This is a genomic window from Nocardia sp. NPDC055165 (genome assembly GCF_053606985.1).
Genome location: NZ_JBSGSS010000002.1, coordinates 57,040 through 70,831 on the forward strand (window position 1 = coordinate 57,040; position 13,792 = coordinate 70,831).

Below are 13,792 nucleotides of genomic sequence, written 5' to 3' on the forward strand. Positions count from 1 at the left end.
ACTATGACCGATCTCTGGAACAGCCTGCTCGCCAGCCTGGATCTGGGTGTGTCACCCGCCGACGAGAGCGACCTCAGCCCTTCTACGACCGTGTTCGAAGGACCCCATCTGCCGCTGAGCTATCGCAGGCTCTTCGGCGGCCAGATCCTGGGGCAGTTCGTCCGCGCCGCCGAACTCGCCTGCCCGGACAAATCGGTCAAGTCGATCCACACCCTCTTCGCCAAGGAAGGCGGCTACGACGCGCCGCTGCGCTACGAGGTGACCCGCCAGCACGAAGGCCGCTCGTTCGCCACCCTCGCGATCGTCGCCAGGCAGTCCGGGCGCGTCATCGCCACCGCCGCCGTATCCATGCACGTCGACGAGGACGGCCCGCAAATCCAGCACGTCGAGGACGTCCCCGCGCTGCTCGATCCGGAATACCGCGTCACCTTCGACCTGCTCCCTTGGGAGACAAGGGCTTTCGACGATCTCAACGCCACCGCCGCCGCCCTGCCCGAGTACGAGTTCTGGATGCGCACGCCCGCCGTCGACGCCGGCCTGTCCGCCGCGCTGGCCGCCTACGCCACCGACCTGAACCTCATCGGCACCGCCCTGCGCCCACTCGAGGGCATCAGCCAGCGCGGCAACGGCACCGCGTTCAACTCCGCCGTCACCGCCCACACCCTGTGGTTCCACCGCCCGTTCCGCACCGACGACTGGCTACTGCTGCGCCAGCACAGCCCGGTCCTGGCGCACGGCCGCTCCTTCGGCCGAGGCGACGTCCTCACCGTGGCAGGCGAACTCGTCGCCTCCTTCGCCCAGGAAGCCCTCGTCCGCTTCGGCGCCGAAGCAGCCGAAGCGATCTCGGCCCAGCCCGCCACACAGCGAGCCTGATCGCACCCCCTCACCGCGACGCGAATCGAGGTTCTTGATTCGTCCGGCGATCGGCAGCGCCATCGAGTCGTCGCCGTAGACCAGGGTGCAGGGCATGTCGTAGATCGGCGCGATACCCCAGCGTCCCAGGCCATCACGCAGGACCTCGATGTTCTTGGCGTGCAAGTCGCCGTTGCCGGTCAACCATGCGAACAGGAACTGCAAGTAGAGATTTCGTGCGGCAAGCAGCGGTGCGCCGGCCACGCCGGTCAGCGCTTCGACGGCCTCGACCGAGTCGACCTGGTACTTCGTGCGGGCGGCGATTTATAGATGGTAGAAGTACCAGAAGTCACCCAGCGGGATATACGTGTGGTCATACTCCCCATTTCGGCGCTCACCGTGAGGGAGGTAGAGGAACCCGCGCTGTATGCTCGGATAGTCCCGGAGCAAATGAAAATCGCACGCACCGTTGGTTTCACGCTCGATATGATGGAAGGTGTAAACACCGATCTCTACTCGCTGGTGCGGAACACCCAACTTCGATGTGTCAAGCGTGTCGCACGCGGCGGCTGCCCGTTCCATATCACCTCGCGATACGGCCCACCCGATCCGTCCGGGGATACCGGCCCAGGTCAGTGCCAGCGTCGAAGAGATGATCACCGGCACAAGAAGTCCCGCCAACCACCAGCGTTCGTACTTCACAAAGCCGGTAACGGCCAACACCAACCACGCTGCCACCGGGAGCACACCAGTGATGGCGGCGGAGAACGACGCATTGATGTCGTCGTACCCTGTCACGTCCGCCCACAGAGCCCACGAACAACACCCCAGCGTCGAGCATGTCGCCACAGCGACCGCAACCCTCCAGGGCAGCGGAATAGGCCGCCTTGCAACCGAATTCACACTCATATCGGTAAGCTACCCGGGTTTCCGGGAAGCTGATCGCTCCTGCTACCGACTGCGACAAGAGACATGCTGTTAGTGGGTCACCCCGATCAGCAACTGCTCCGCCGCGGAGTAGGGGTCGCGGTCGCCGGCCGCGACGGCGGCGGCCAACTCGTCCAGGCCGGGATGGCCGCGCAACCGTGACTGCGCGAGCGACAGGATCTGCGCCCGCGCGCGGGCCGTGCCGCGCGCGGCGGTGTCGGCCCGGTGGTAGGTCTCGATCGCCTCGATCAGCTCCTCGACCCCGGTGCCGCGTGAGGCGACCAGGGTGAGGATGGGTAGGCCGGTTTCGATATGGAGTTCGCGCGCGGTCTGCTCGGCGCCGTCGCGGTCGGCCTTGTTGACGACGAGGATGTCGGCCACCTCGAGCAGCCCGGCTTTGGCGGCCTGGATCGCGTCGCCCGCACCGGGATTGAGGATGACCACGGTCGGGTCCGCGACCGCGGCGATCTCGATCTCGGACTGGCCCACCCCCACCGTCTCCAACAGGACCAGGCCGTAGCCGAGTGCGCCGAGCAGCCGGATCGCGGCGGGCACGGCGGCGGCCAGGCCGCCCAGGTGCCCGCGGGTGGCCACCGAACGGATCAGGACGTCGGGGTCGTCGATGTGCGCCGCCATCCGGATGCGGTCACCGAGCAGCGCGCCGCCGCTGTAGGGCGAGGACGGGTCGACGGCGAGCACCGCCACCCGCTGCCCGCGCGCGCGATAACCGGTCACCAGAACCGCGATGGTGGTGGACTTGCCCGCGCCCGGCGGCCCGGTCAGCCCGATCACGCGCACCGGGACCGAATCGAGGTGGGCGAGCACCTGTTCGCGGCGATCGCTCTCGACCAGGCTCAGCAACCGCCCGGCCGCGCGGATCGAACCCGCGCGGGCCATGGCGATCAATTCGGCGATGTCGTCGGACAGGCCAGTGTTCATCGACGGCTCCCGAGTGTCCGGTCCGGCTACTTCTTGCCCGCGGTGAGCCGCTCGATGGTGGCATGGAAATCCGCGGTCTGGAACGAGATCTCTTCGGCGGTGGTCGCATAGTCGAGACTGGCCAGCACCGCCCGTTCCAGGTGCAGGTTGAGCAGTCGCTTCGTGCTCTCGACGGCCTGGCGAGGCAGTTCCAGGATGCGCTTGGCGCAGGCCAGCGCCTCGGCGACCGGGTCGGCGACGACGTGGTTGACCAGGCCCATCTCCCTGGCCCGTTCGGCCGGGATGCGCGCGCCGGTGAGCGCGTACTCCTTGGCGAAGAGCAGGCTGGTGTGCAGCGGCCAGGTGAGTGGGCCGCCGTCGGCGGCGACCAGGCCCACCTGCACGTGCGGGTCGGCGAGGTAGGCGGTCTCGGCGATGTAGACGATGTCGCTGAGCGAGACCAGGCTGCACCCGAGGCCGACAGCGGGTCCGTTGACCGCCGCGATCACCGGAATCCGGCAGCGCGCCATACCGAGCACGAGATCGCGCCCGTGCGCGATCGTCTTGGCGCGCAGGTCCGCGTCGCGGCTCAGCTCGGCGAGGTAGGCGAAGTCGCCGCCGGCGGAGAACGCCTTGCCGCTGCCGGTGAGCACCGCGACGCGGGCTTCCCGGTCCTCGCTCAGGCGCGGCCACAGCTGCGCGAGCCCGGTGTGCAGGTCGTCGTTGACCGCGTTGAGCGCGTCGGGCCGATTCAGCGTGATGATCCGCAGCGGACCTTCGGCGCGGACGTCGATTTCGGCAGGCAGGTCGTACATGGTCAGGCTCCCAATCCGAGAATGCGCGAGGCGATGATGTTCTTCTGAATCTGTGATGTCCCGCCCATGACGCTCTGCGCGCGGCTGTAGAGGTAGGCGCTGAGCAGTTCGGGATCGCGGGTACCGCCGACGGTGAGCGCGGCATGACCGACCGACTGTTCCACCCAGGTCATGAGCAGTTTGTCGAGCGAACCCTCCGGGCCGTGCGAGACGCCGTCGAGCTGTTCGGACAGTCGCCGGCGCACGTGCAGGCGCAGCATCTCGGTCTGCACGGCGGCCCAGGCCAGCTCGGCGGGCAGCGGGCCCGAGGTCCGGGCCGCCATCTGGCGCACCAGCTTGCCGTAGCGGGCCGCGTAGCCGAGCGTGGAAGGTTCGCGCTCGTGCCCGACCACCGTCATCGCCAATTTCCACCCGTCGCCGGGCGATCCGACCATCTGATCGGCGGGCACGACCGCGCCGTCGAAGGCCACCTGGCCGAATTCGGTGGTGATCCCGCTCATCATCCGCAGCGGCCGCTGCTGCACGCCGGGTTGTTTCATCGACACCACGAAGGCCGAGATGCCTTTGTGCCGTGGCACTTCGGAGTCGGTGCGGGCCAGCAGCAGGCACCAGTCCGCAACGTCGGAATAGCTCGTCCAGATCTTGTGCCCGTGCAGCACATAGGAATCGCCCTCACGGGTGGCCGTGGTCCGCAGCGCGGCCAGGTCCGAACCCGCGTCCGGTTCGCTGAACCCCTGGCACCAGCGCTGCGTCCCGTCGATCATGCCGGGCAGGAACCGCTGTTGCAGTTGCTTGCCGGCGTGCCTGCCCAGACCCTGGATCAGATAGCCCAGGCTGGGCCGCGGCGGCGCGCCGGCCAGGGCGAGCTCCTCGTCGAGGATGACGTCGTAGACCGGGGGCAGTTCGTGGCCGCCGTGTTCGCGCGGCCACGACAGCCCGAAGAAACCCGCCGCGTGCAGCGCTCGATGCCACTCGCCCTGCTTGGCCCAGTACTCGTCACCCGAGGTGGGGAATTGTCCCGCGACACCGGACAGCCACTCGCGCAAGCGTTCCCGGAACGCCGCTTCCTCGGGCGAATCACGAAAGTCCACGGTCGATCTCCTCCAGGCTCGTGGGGAACAGCTCGGTGGACGTCAGCGCCCGCCGTAGATACACGTGCGCCAGGCATTCCCAGGTGTTGCCGATTCCGCCGTGCACCTGCACCGCGGTCTCGCACACGGTCAATGCCGCTCTGGCGCAATAGAGTTTGGCGATCACGGCCGCCTGCACGGCTCGCTCGGGTTCGATCGCGTCCACGGCCCACGCGGCGTGGCGCAGCACGCTCACCGAGCCCTCGATCAGCGCGAGGCTCTCCGCGAGCAGATGGGCGACGGCCTGATAGGAACCGATCGTCTTGCCGTATTGCGCACGGACTTTCGCGTAGTCGGTCGCCAGCGCGTGCGCACCGCGCGCGGTGCCGACCAGATCGGCGCAGGTGCTCACGAGCGCCAGCGCTCGCCACTGGGTGACCTGCGCCGGGGACAGCTCGCCGAGCAGTTTCGGAACGCCGGTGAGCGCGGCCTCGGCCCGTGTCTGATCGGCGCCGGTCGTCGCGGTGGCGACCGCACTGGCCAGCATCGACTCGCCTCGCACGATCAGGGCCTGGCGGGCGCCTCGCGCGTCGATCGCGCGGTCGTCGACAGCGACGGTCCAGTGCGGCACCGATTCGGGGGGCGACCAGAGGTCGTCGGCGAGGAGTGGACCCAGGAACGGCACGTCGACGAGCCCGCGGCCGAACTCCTCGGCGACGATGGCCACTTCGACGCCGGAGGCGCCGTCGGAGCGCAGGGCTCGCCAGCCGGTGCTGGCGACCGTCTTCTCGAGCCGGGCGATCCGCTGTTCGTCGGCCAGGTCGCTGACCGAGCCGGGGCCGAGGTCGTCGGCCAGTTTCGCAGCGGCGTCGCGCAGCTGTCGCTGTTCAGAGGTCAGCCGGACGTCCATGGCTCTCCTTCAGTACTCGGCGCAGCACCTTGCCGGAGGGCAGGCGCGGGATTTCGGGCACGAACACCACTCGGCGCGGCCGCTTGTAGGAGGCCAGCCGGGTGCCGACCAGCTCTATGAGTTCGTCGGCGTCGACCGAGCCCGTGGTGGTGACGGCGGCGACGATCACCTCGCCGTCGGCCGGATCGGGGACACCGAAGACCGCGCAGTCGGCCACGGCCGGGTGGCCGTGCAGGACGGCTTCCACCTCGGCGGGCGCCACTTGGAATCCGCGCACCTTGATCATCTCCTTGAGCCGGTCGGTCAGTCGCAACCAGCCGTCGTCGTCGAGATAGCCGACATCGCCGGTGCGGTACCAGCCGTCGGCGTAGGCCGCCGCGGTCGCGTCGTCGGGGAGGTATCCGGCCATCGACGACGCGGAGCGAGCCTGGATCTCGCCGGTCTCGCCGGTCTCGACCTCCTCGCCGGAGGTCGTGGAGACCACCCGGATCTCGACGCCGGGCACCGGGCGCCCCACGCTGTCGAGGCGGGCGCCCTCGAGCGGATTGCAGGCGATCACCGGCAGTTCGCTGGCGCCGTAGGCGGGCACCCACGCGACGCCGGTTCGGCGCGTGACGGTCTCGGCGACGCTCGGCGTCACCGGCGTCGCGCCCCACATGATGTAGCGCAGCGACGACAGGTCATAGGACTCGAGGTCGGGATGGGCGGCGATCGCCAGCGCGATCGGCGCGACCGCCATCTCCACGGTGATCCGGTCGGCCTCGATGTGGTGCAGCATCCGATCGAGGTCGAACCGGCGATGCAGGCGCATCCAGGCGCCGGTCCGCAGCGCCAGCACGATATTGAGCAGCCCGAGGATGTGCGAGGGCGGGGTGACGATCTGAATCCGGTCATCGCGGGTGAAGCCGAGCGCCACCCGCCAGTGCTCCACCGCGGCCGCGAACGACGCGTGCGTGTGGCGCACCGCCTTCGGCAATCCCGTTGTGCCCGAACTGAATACGAGCACGGCGTCCTCGGATGGCACGGGTTCGGCGAAGGTGGCGGTGCTGGGCGTGATCGGGGCGTCGAGCGAGAGCGTGGGCATCAGCTCGGCCAGCACAGGCTGGTCACCGATGGCGTAGGCGGGCTCGGTGACGGCCAGCGCGTGCTCGACATCACCGCGCTTCCACGCCGGGCTGATGAGCACCACCGCGCCGCCGGCCAGCCAGATCGCGCGTGCCGCGAGCACGAACTCCGGCCGGTTCGACGACATCAGCGCGACCCGATCCCCCTGGCGCACACCGCGTTCGATCAGGGCTTCGGCCAGGCCCGCGGTGAGCCCGTCCAACTCGCTGAGCGTGTAGTGCCGCTCATCGAAACTGAGTGCGATCCGGTCGTTCATCTCGCCTCCGCGGCCGGGACTGAGAAGATCCCATCTTGCAAGAGAGAATAGTATTCTCTTTCCATAAGAATCTTCATACCAGAAGGAGCCGGTCCATGGCGAGAACTCCCCTGTTCCAACGCGCGACGGTGACCCGGATCATCAAGGAGACAGCCGACGCCCGCACCTTCGTCCTCGCTCCACACGAGGGCGCGGTGTCCTATGTCGCCGGCCAGTTCTGCACGTTCCGGGTGCGCGTCGACGATGTCGAGCTGTTCCGGTCGTACTCCATGTCGAGCGCGCCTGAAACCGACGCCGAGCTCATGACAACGGTCAAACGGGTCGTCGGCGGGCGGGTGTCGAACTGGCTGATCGACAACCTCAGCGAGGGGGACGTGATCGAGATGAGCAGGCCGGCGGGCAAGTTCTGTCTGCGCGAGAGCGAGCGCCCGCTGCTCGGCTTCTCCGGCGGCAGCGGCATCACCCCGGTCCTGTCGCTGGCCAAGAGCGCGCTGGCCACGACCGATCGTCGGGTGCGCCTGCTGTGTGTCGACCGTGACCGGGCGTCGGCGATCTTCGATGCCACCCTCGAGGAACTGGTCGCGCGCTACCCGACCCGGCTCGAGGTGCTCCGGCATCTGGATGCCGACAGCGGGTTGCTCGATCCGGCTGCCGTGCGCGCCTTCGTCGGCGCCGACGCCGCGGCCGACAGCTACATCTGTGGCCCGGAGGCGTTCATGGCGATGGTGGAGGAAGCGCTGCCGGGTCCGGGCGCGATCTTCAGTGAGCGCTTCGGCGCGGCCGAACCGGTTGTCGCGGTAGCCGAACCGGAACCCACCGCCACGCAGGAGCCCGCCGCCACCGCGGGCACGGTCACCGTCATCCTCGGTCGCAAAAAGGTGACCGTGCCGCGCAATGCGGGCGAGACGCTGCTGGAGAGCGCGCGACGCGGCGGCCTCACCCCGCCGTTCTCCTGCGAATCGGGAAACTGCGCGACCTGCATGGCCGTGCTCACCCAGGGTTCGGCGACGATGCGCGTCAACGACGCGCTCACCGACGACGAGGTCGCCGAGGGCTACGTGCTCACCTGTCAGGCGATTCCCGACACGGCCGAGACCACCGTGCGCTACGAGTGAGCGCCCGGCGCGCGCCGACGGACCCCGGGACCTGAACAGGTCCCGGGGTCCGGCTCCCCCTGGCTCGGATGAGTGATCAGATGTTGTGCTCGCCCAAACGCGGTGGCGGACCGTAGGTGGGCTCGTACCCGGCGATCCGAATCGGACTGCCCACCAGTCGATGTGGCCCCGCCTGCACCAGCGCCTCCGGCGTCGCCTCCAGCGCCTCGGGCAGCGTCCGGACAGCCGCGGCCGGGATGCCGAGGGGCCGCAGCCGCGATTCCCAGCCCACCGCGGTGTCGGCCGCGAGCGCGGTGGTGACCGCCGCGAGCACCTCCTCACGCCGACTCGCCCGCTCGACCATCGTCTCGAACCCCGCCACCGCCGCTTCCCCGGCGAAGCGCCGCCAGAATCCGTCGTGGGTGATGAACAGCGCCAGATACCCCTCGGCGGTCGGGAACATCTGCGCGGGAACGTAATACGTGTGCGCTCCGAACGGGCGCCGCTGCGGCGCCGTGCCGTCGTTGAGGTAGGCCGAAGCGTGGTAGTTCAGCTGCGAGAGCATCACATCGCGCAGCGACACCTCCACCTGGCCGCCCTCGCCGGACACGATCTGCGCGAGCAGACCCAGCGCCGCGGTCAGTCCGGTGGAGTTGTCGGCCGAGGAGTAGCCGGGCAGCGTCGGCGGGCCGGCGGGATCTCCGGTGAGCGCCGCGATGCCGGTGGCCGCCTGGATAACGTAGTCGAAAGCAGGGTCGTCACCGGCGTCCAAACCGAATCCGGTGATCGCGACACAGACGATGCGCTCGTTCCACCGGCGTAGCGCTTCGTAGGTCAGGCCGAGCCGGTGGATCGCCGACGGCTTCAGATTCACCAGCAGCGCATGTGCATTCACGGCCAGCTCCCCGAGCTGGTCCTGGCCCCGCGCGGTGTTCAGGTCGATGCTGATGCTGCGCTTTCCCCGGTTGAGACTGGCGAAGTAGCTCTCGCTCACCTGCCGTGAGATATCGCCACCCGCCGGCTCCACCTTGGTGACCTCGGCGCCGAGATCGGCGAGCATCATGGTGGCGTACGGCCCCGCCAGCATGGTGCCGACCTCGAGAATCCGGATGCCTGCCAGCGGTCCGGTCGCTGACCCGCCCCGCGCGCCGCGAGCACGCGAGAGCTGGAAGCTCTCGCCTCGCGCCCCGATCACCGTAAGTCCTTTGCCAGCGCGGCGATCATCTCCCTGGTGCGCCGTTTGGAGGCGACCAGCTCGTCGCGGGTGTCGCCGATGGGCAGCAGGCGCACCGACAGATCGGTGGCCCCGGCGTCGCCGTATCGGCGCAGCCCCTCGGCGATGGCGCTCTCGTCACCGGCGACGCAGATGTCACCGATGTCGCGGGCGTCGCCGGTTTCGAGCAACCGCTGGTAGTTCGGTGAGACCTCGGCTTCGCCGAGAATGCGGTTCGCTCTGGCCTTGGCTTCGGCGACCTCGGAGGGACGGCACAGGCAGACTGGCAGACCGGCGACGACGCGCGGCGCGGGACGACCGGCCTCGGCCGCCGCCTTCGTGATCCGCGGCACGACATGGGCTCCCACCGCGCGCTCGTCCGCCATCCAGAGAATGGTCCCGTCGGCCTGTTCGCCGGCGATGCGCAGCATCACCGGACCGAGCGCGGCGACCAGCACCGGCACCGGGGCCACCGGCCCGAGGTCGAGCGGATTGCGCACCGTGAACGTCGAGTTCTCGACGTCCACCGTGCCGGGCCCGCGCAATCCCGCGTTCAGCACCTCCAGGTAGTCCGCGGTGTAGGCGGCCGGTTTCTCGTAGGGCAGCCCGAGCATGTCCGCCACGATCCAGTGATGCGAGGGACCGATACCCAGCGCCAGCCGTCCGCCCGCCGCGGCTTGCGCCGACAGCGCCTGCCTGGCCAGTGCGACGGGGTGCTGGGCCTGCAGCGGCACCACGGCGGTGCCCAACTCGATCCGGGTGGTCACCTGTCCCATCAGCGCGATGGTGATCAGCGCGTCGAAATCGGTCGGGATCTGGGGTATCCACGCGGTGTCCAGGCCCGCCGACTCGGCCCACGCGATGTCGTCGAGCATCCGGGACAGTTTGCGGGCCGCATCGCCCTTCTCGGGCCCGATCATCACTCCGATACGCACGAATTCCTCCGTCTTCCACTACTTTTCGCGCGACCACGGTGGTCAGCGCCGCTGCGACCGACCCGACGCTCAGGTCGGAGACGGGGTATTGGTGAGCGCCCGGATCTCGGTGACGAGCGTGTCGAGCGAGGTGCCCGTCGGGAACACCGCCGCCGCGCCGACTTCGAGCAGCCGCGCGACATCGGACCGGGGAATGGTGCCGCCGACGATCACCGCGATATCGCCCGCGCCCGCCGCGCGCAACGCCTCGACGGTGCGCGTGGTCAGCGAGACGTGCGCACCCGAGAGGATGCTCAGCCCCACGACGGCGACATCCTCCTGCAGCGCGATCGACACGATGTCTTCGATGCGCTGGCGGATGCCGGTGAAGATCACTTCGAACCCGGCGTCGCGCAGCGCGCGGGCGACGATCTTGGCCCCGCGATCGTGGCCGTCGAGACCGGGTTTGGCGACGAGCACACGGGCGCTCATCAGAACACCACCGGCTGCTGGAACTCGCCCCACACGCCTTTGAGCGCGGCGGTCATCTCCCCCACCGTGCAGTACGCGTTTGCGCACGCGATCAGGTAGTGCATCAGGTTCTCGTTTCCTTCGGCGGCGGTGGACAAGGCGGTGAGGCAGGACCGAACGGCCACCGGATCGCGTTCGGCTTTCACCCTGGCGAGACGCTTGAGTTGCAGGTCGCGGCCCTCGGCGTCGAGTTCGTAGGTCGCGATCTCGGGCGCGGGCTCGTCGGAGACGAACCGGTTCACCCCGACGACCGGTTTGGTGCCGGCCTCGACGTCCTTGTGCAGCTGGTAGGCCTCATCGGCGATCAGACCCTGCAGGTAGCCGTCCTCGATCGAACGGACCATGCCGCCGTGGCGCTCGAGGTCGTCCATGATCTCGATGATGCGAGCCTCGGTCGCGTCGGTGAGCGCCTCGACGAAGTAGGAACCACCGAGCGGGTCGGCGACCCGGGTGACTCCGGTTTCGTAGGCCAGGATCTGCTGGGTCCGCAGCGCGAGCGTGGCGGACTCCTCGCTCGGCAACGCGAACGGCTCGTCCCAGGCCGCGGTGAACATCGACTGCACTCCGCCCAGCACCGAGGCCATCGACTCGTAGGCCACCCGCACCAGGTTGTTCTGGGCCTGTGGCGCGTACAGCGAGGCGCCGCCGGCGACACAGCCGAAGCGGAACATCGAGGCTTTGTCGGTGGTGGCGCCGTAGCGCTCGCGCACGATCGTCGCCCAACGTCGGCGTCCCGCACGGTATTTGGCGATCTCCTCGAAGAAGTCACCGTGGGTGTAGAAGAAGAACGAGATCTGCGGCGCGAACTGGTCGATCGTCATCCGGCCGCGTTCGATCACGGTGTCGCAGTAGGTGACACCGTCGGCGAGGGTGAACGCCATCTCCTGCACCGCGTTGGCGCCGGCATCACGAAAGTGCGCGCCCGCCACCGAGATCGCGTTGAATCTCGGCACTTCGGCCGCACAGAATTCGATGGTGTCGGCGATCAGCCGCAGCGACGGTTCCGGCGGCCAGATCCAGGTGCCGCGCGAGGCGTATTCCTTGAGAATGTCGTTCTGGATCGTGCCGGTGAGCTTCTCGCGCGGCACGCCCTTCTTCTCGGCCGCCGCAACGTAGAGCGCCAACAGGATCGCGGCGGTGCCGTTGATCGTGAAGCTGGTGCTGATCTTGTCCAGCGGCATGCCGTCGAACAGGATCTCGGCGTCGGCGAGGGTGTCCACCGCGACGCCGACGCGACCGACCTCCTCGGTCACCTCCGGATCGTCGGAGTCGTAACCACATTGGGTCGGTAGGTCGAGCGCGACCGACAACCCGGTTCCGCCCTGGTCGAGCAGATATCGGTACCGGCGATTAGACTCCTCCGCCGTTCCGAAACCGGAGTATTGGCGAAACGTCCACAACCGACCCCGGTAACCGGAGGCGAAGTTGCCGCGCGTGAATGGGAAGCCGCCCGGTGCGGGCGGTGCGGCGGCCAGGTCCGCGGGTCCGTAGACCGGCGAGAGCGGGATGCCGGACGAGGTCTGTATCGGATCGTTCATCAGTGATTACGGTACTTGCAAAAAATGAGAATGCCAATACCATCGAAAGGGAATGCCGCTTCAATCCGCGGCGGGGACCAGCACTGAGGAGACCGATGTCCAGCGAGAACGCCGTACTCACCGACCGCACTCTGGTCATCTCCGGCGGCTCCCGCGGGATCGGTTTGGCCATCGCGCTGGCCGCCGCGCGGCGCGGGGCGAATCTGGTGCTGCTGGCCAAGACCTCGCAGCCGCACCCCCGGCTACCCGGCACCGTGCACACCGCGGTGGCCGAGGTGGAGGCCGCGGGCGGCAAGGCTGTCGCCGTGGTCGGCGACGTGCGCAACGAAGCCGACGTGGCGCGCGCTGTCGAGACCGCCGTCGAACGGTTCGGCGGCATCGACATCTGCGTGAACAACGCCAGTGCGATCGGCGTCGAACCGACCGAGAGCCTCTCGGCCAAGAAGTACGACCTGATGCAGGAGATCAACCTGCGCGGCACCTTCCTGCTCACCAAGGCCTGCCTGCCGCACCTGCGCGCCTCGGCGAACCCGCACGTGCTCACCGTGTCGCCGCCGGTGAACATGAACCCGCGCTGGCTCGGCGCCCACCCCGCCTACACGCTGTCCAAATACGGCATGACCCTGCTCTCGCTGGGCTGGGCCGCCGAGTTCGCCGACGCGGGCATCGCCGTGAATTGCCTGTGGCCCCAGACCTATATCGCGACCTCGGCGGTCGCGAACATGGCCGACGGCGACAATCTGCTCTCGTCGTCGCGCAGCCCCGAGATCATGGCTGACGCGGCGATCGAGATCCTGTCCCGACCCGCCCGCGCGGCCAGCGGGAACTGCTACATCGACGCGGAGGTTCTCACCGCGTCCGGCGTCGAGGACCTGTCGCGCTACGGCGGCGGCGACAGCCCGACGCTCGACCTCTTCCTCGACTGAGACCGGCTGAAGGACACACCGTGCATCCGACCATTCAGATCAGCGTCCGTCCGATCCTCGACTACTACGGCAAATGCCCGCGCTGTGGCTATCCCGCCGGCGCGGCGGAGACGATACGCAAGTCCCTCGACGGCGACATCGAACGCCACGTGGTGGCCACCTGCGAACTGCCGTGCGGGTGGTACGGGCCCGTGACCCGCACCACCATGACCGGTGGTGCGGCCGCAGCCGACCCTGCCGCCTGAACGACACCCCATCAGCCGCGAGAATCCGCCCCGGATCCTCGCGGCTGATGTCGGTAATCCCCTTGCCCCGCAAGGCTTCTGACAGCAGAAACCCGCCTCCGTGGGAGGCGGGTTTCTGCATTCGACCTTCTCGGACGCGGAGCTAGCTCTCGCCCAACGCGATCGCCATCGTCGGGCAGGCCGACGCCGCCGAGCGAACCTCCGATTCGGTGGCGCCACCCGGATATTCGTCGACCACCACGGCCAGGTCCTCGGCGTTCACCTCGAACACCGTCGGCGCGATACCCGCGCACAGGGCATGGCCCTCACATTTGGTCCCGTCGACCGACACCCTCATGACCGTTCTCCGCCTTCGTTGTTTCTCGGGGTCGGGGCGGCCCCCCCCCGGGGCGCGGGCGCGGGGGTTTAAGTTTCAATAACCCCCCGGCGGTGCGGCGGGGGCGACCCCGGGAGTTTCG

15 protein-coding genes and 1 pseudogene are annotated in these 13,792 nt (G+C 68.7%); 4 read left to right on the top strand and 12 right to left on the bottom strand.

Features of this window, described 5'->3' with window-relative positions:
* Window positions 1–3: 3 nt before the first annotated feature.
* On the top strand, window positions 4–873 hold the full coding sequence (locus tag ACWFRF_RS04250) for an acyl-CoA thioesterase (RefSeq protein WP_452448881.1): 870 nt from the start codon (window positions 4–6) through the stop codon (window positions 871–873).
* A 51-nt stretch (window positions 874–924) separates the two neighbouring features.
* Here the strand turns inward: ACWFRF_RS04250 and ACWFRF_RS04255 are convergent.
* From ACWFRF_RS04255 to ACWFRF_RS04285, 7 genes and pseudogenes are all read right to left on the bottom strand, one after another.
* Window positions 925–1,176: pseudogene (locus ACWFRF_RS04255) on the bottom strand (HipA domain-containing protein); the annotation flags it as partial.
* Window positions 1,177–1,650, bottom strand: coding sequence for a hypothetical protein (locus ACWFRF_RS04260; protein ID WP_452448882.1), 474 nt, complete (start codon window positions 1,648–1,650; stop codon window positions 1,177–1,179).
* Between the two features lie 180 nt (window positions 1,651–1,830).
* Window positions 1,831–2,718, bottom strand: coding sequence for a methylmalonyl Co-A mutase-associated GTPase MeaB (meaB, locus tag ACWFRF_RS04265; RefSeq protein WP_452448883.1), 888 nt, complete (start codon window positions 2,716–2,718; stop codon window positions 1,831–1,833).
* Between the two features lie 26 nt (window positions 2,719–2,744).
* Window positions 2,745–3,512, bottom strand: a complete 768-nt coding sequence (locus ACWFRF_RS04270) for an enoyl-CoA hydratase/isomerase family protein (RefSeq protein ID WP_067444721.1) — start codon at window positions 3,510–3,512, stop codon at window positions 2,745–2,747.
* A 2-nt stretch (window positions 3,513–3,514) separates the two neighbouring features.
* Window positions 3,515–4,603 (bottom strand): acyl-CoA dehydrogenase family protein, encoded by a 1,089-nt coding sequence (locus tag ACWFRF_RS04275; protein ID WP_379313271.1) that lies wholly within the window; start codon window positions 4,601–4,603, stop codon window positions 3,515–3,517.
* Entirely contained in the window at window positions 4,590–5,492 is a 903-nt protein-coding gene (locus ACWFRF_RS04280; RefSeq protein WP_067445220.1) for an acyl-CoA dehydrogenase family protein, read from the bottom strand. Before ACWFRF_RS04280 ends, ACWFRF_RS04275 begins: the two co-directional genes overlap by 14 nt.
* Entirely contained in the window at window positions 5,470–6,873 is a 1,404-nt protein-coding gene (locus ACWFRF_RS04285; RefSeq protein ID WP_452448884.1) for a class I adenylate-forming enzyme family protein, read from the bottom strand. The genes ACWFRF_RS04280 and ACWFRF_RS04285 overlap by 23 nt, the downstream gene beginning before the upstream one ends.
* 95 nt (window positions 6,874–6,968) lie before the next feature.
* Here ACWFRF_RS04285 and ACWFRF_RS04290 point away from each other — a divergent pair, with 95 nt between their 5' ends.
* Window positions 6,969–7,988 carry a 2Fe-2S iron-sulfur cluster-binding protein gene (locus ACWFRF_RS04290; protein ID WP_452448885.1) on the top strand — a complete coding sequence of 340 codons (1,020 nt, stop codon included), beginning with the start codon at window positions 6,969–6,971 and terminating at the stop codon, window positions 7,986–7,988.
* Between the two features lie 76 nt (window positions 7,989–8,064).
* Here ACWFRF_RS04290 and ACWFRF_RS04295 read toward each other — a convergent pair whose 3' ends face one another.
* The 4 genes from ACWFRF_RS04295 to ACWFRF_RS04310 form a co-directional block, all read right to left on the bottom strand.
* Window positions 8,065–9,087 (bottom strand): CaiB/BaiF CoA transferase family protein, encoded by a 1,023-nt coding sequence (locus ACWFRF_RS04295; protein WP_452449147.1) that lies wholly within the window; start codon window positions 9,085–9,087, stop codon window positions 8,065–8,067.
* A gap of 71 nt (window positions 9,088–9,158) precedes the next feature.
* The gene (locus ACWFRF_RS04300; protein WP_452448886.1) at window positions 9,159–10,115 is read right to left on the bottom strand and encodes a TIGR03564 family F420-dependent LLM class oxidoreductase; all 957 of its coding nucleotides are present in this window, start codon (window positions 10,113–10,115) and stop codon (window positions 9,159–9,161) included.
* A gap of 69 nt (window positions 10,116–10,184) precedes the next feature.
* Complete coding sequence (locus ACWFRF_RS04305) at window positions 10,185–10,586, bottom strand: cobalamin B12-binding domain-containing protein (RefSeq protein WP_452448887.1); 402 nt, start codon at window positions 10,584–10,586, stop codon at window positions 10,185–10,187.
* On the bottom strand, window positions 10,586–12,163 hold the full coding sequence (locus tag ACWFRF_RS04310; RefSeq protein ID WP_387444564.1) for a methylmalonyl-CoA mutase family protein: 1,578 nt from the start codon (window positions 12,161–12,163) through the stop codon (window positions 10,586–10,588). Before ACWFRF_RS04310 ends, ACWFRF_RS04305 begins: the two co-directional genes overlap by 1 nt.
* 95 nt (window positions 12,164–12,258) lie before the next feature.
* Between ACWFRF_RS04310 and ACWFRF_RS04315 the strand changes: the two genes are divergently transcribed.
* Together ACWFRF_RS04315 and ACWFRF_RS04320 are read left to right on the top strand one after the other, a co-directional pair.
* Window positions 12,259–13,089 (top strand): SDR family oxidoreductase, encoded by an 831-nt coding sequence (locus tag ACWFRF_RS04315; RefSeq protein WP_378990272.1) that lies wholly within the window; start codon window positions 12,259–12,261, stop codon window positions 13,087–13,089.
* Between the two features lie 20 nt (window positions 13,090–13,109).
* On the top strand, window positions 13,110–13,334 hold the full coding sequence (locus tag ACWFRF_RS04320; protein WP_378990274.1) for a hypothetical protein: 225 nt from the start codon (window positions 13,110–13,112) through the stop codon (window positions 13,332–13,334).
* A 142-nt stretch (window positions 13,335–13,476) separates the two neighbouring features.
* Here ACWFRF_RS04320 and ACWFRF_RS04325 read toward each other — a convergent pair whose 3' ends face one another.
* Window positions 13,477–13,671 (bottom strand): ferredoxin, encoded by a 195-nt coding sequence (locus ACWFRF_RS04325; RefSeq protein ID WP_067444696.1) that lies wholly within the window; start codon window positions 13,669–13,671, stop codon window positions 13,477–13,479.
* Between the last annotated feature and the right edge of the window lie 121 nt (window positions 13,672–13,792).